Below are 1,618 nucleotides of genomic sequence, written 5' to 3' on the forward strand. Positions count from 1 at the left end.
GTTTCCATCTTAATAGGTATTGACAAGACGCTGGCGCACGAAAAATGTTCATTTGCGCTTGTCCCGCGAACTAATCCTTCGTCCGCGCATCTAACTTTCACCAATCGAGAATGCTGCACGATGCGTGAATGGACGGCCTGGGGAAGCCGCGGTGCGGCATCGGAGCCAGGTCTGAATGTCCGCTTTGGTGAAGGTTTTCTGATGCGGGTCGCGGCGATACGCTGCGCACTCGCGCGACTACGACCCGCGTTGGAAAACCTCCCAAGGAGGAAGCCGCGTGGGTCTTGGTGCGATCTATGGGGAAAGTGCGCGGACGGTTGGAGCGACGGCTGTTTCAGGGGTTTGGCTGGCGGTGCGTATGACGGCTGAGACGATCACAGAAGGGTCCGAGTATGCTGACACCGCTGTGCATCTTGTGATGCTTGCCGACGTTTTTCGCGCCGCAGAGCGATAAGCGCAGACGGGCTGGGCCGGGTCTGCGGGCAGCAGCCGGTAGCGGTTCGTGACAAATGACAGGCGGTGTGTCATGCGGCCTGCTCCCGTGGTGGTGCGCGCGACATCGGCTTTTGCCCACGGCGGAAGATCTCGATGATGCGCATGGGGCCGCCGCAGCAGGGGCATGGTTCGCGCAGGGTGAGTGGGATGATCTCGGCTTCGGGTCCTGACGCGGCGATCTGTTCGGGGCGCTGGACGCAGAGCAAGGCGCGGATCTTTCTGATATTGCCCTTGCGGACACCGCTGGCCAGCAGGCCGTAGTGTCGGATGCGGTGGAACCCGTCGGGCAGAACATGGATCAAGAAGCGGCGAATGAACTCGGGTGTGGCCAGCCGCATGACCTTTTGGCGGTCGCCGGATTTGATGCGGTAATCCTTCCAACGGAAGGCGACGGTTTGGGCATCGGCGCTGACCAGGCGGTGGTTCGAGATTGCCACCCGATGGGTATAGCGGCTCAGGTAAGCCAGCACGGCCTCGGGGCCGCCGAAGGGCGGTTTGGCGTAAACCACCCATTCGGATTTGCGGAACGGGGCGAGCCACTGCGCGAAGGCATCCGCCTGCGCCAACCGTTCGAGATTGCCGAAGAAGGTCAGCTGACCGGCCCGGTGCAGATCCATCAGCTTTTCCAGAAACAGGCGTCGAAACAGTCGCGACAGAACCCGCACATGCAGAAAGAACCCAGGGCGGCAGGCGGTCCACATTGCGCCATCGGGTGACAGGCCGCCGCCCGGGACGATCATGTGGATGTGGGGATGGTGCGTCAGCGCCGATCCCCATGTGTGCAGCACGCTGGTCATGCCCACCCGCGCACCCATGCGCTTGGGGTCGGCCGCGATGGTCATGACGGTTTCGGCCGACGCCTTGAACAACAGCCCGTAGATCGCCTTCTTGTTCCAATAGGCGATTTGCGCGATCTCGGCGGGCATCGTGAAGACGACGTGGAAATACTCCACGGGCAACAGGTCCTCGGCCCGCGCCTCCATCCAGTCACGCGCCGCCGGTCCTTGGCACTTCGGGCAGTGCCTGTTTTTGCGTAACCGCTGTTTAGACCCCACCTTCCGATGACGCGTGTATTCTGCGAGTCCGTGCTTCATGGATTTGAGGGAGTTTCTCCATGGATTGT

General features: G+C 61.7%; 2 protein-coding genes. One reads left to right on the forward strand and one right to left on the reverse strand.

Annotated elements, in window-relative coordinates; translation table 11 throughout:
- Positions 1 to 277 precede the first annotated feature (277 nt).
- Positions 278 to 454, forward strand: a complete 177-nt coding sequence (locus tag BLQ98_RS18350; RefSeq protein ID WP_167354588.1) for a hypothetical protein — start codon at positions 278 to 280, stop codon at positions 452 to 454.
- 70 nt (positions 455 to 524) lie between these two features.
- Here the strand turns inward: BLQ98_RS18350 and BLQ98_RS17995 are convergent.
- Positions 525 to 1,618 (reverse strand): IS91 family transposase (locus BLQ98_RS17995; RefSeq protein WP_425263967.1); only part of this gene is annotated, 1,094 nt, incomplete at its 5' end.

Source organism: Sulfitobacter litoralis, assembly GCF_900103185.1.
Lineage (GTDB): Bacteria > Pseudomonadota > Alphaproteobacteria > Rhodobacterales > Rhodobacteraceae > Sulfitobacter > Sulfitobacter litoralis.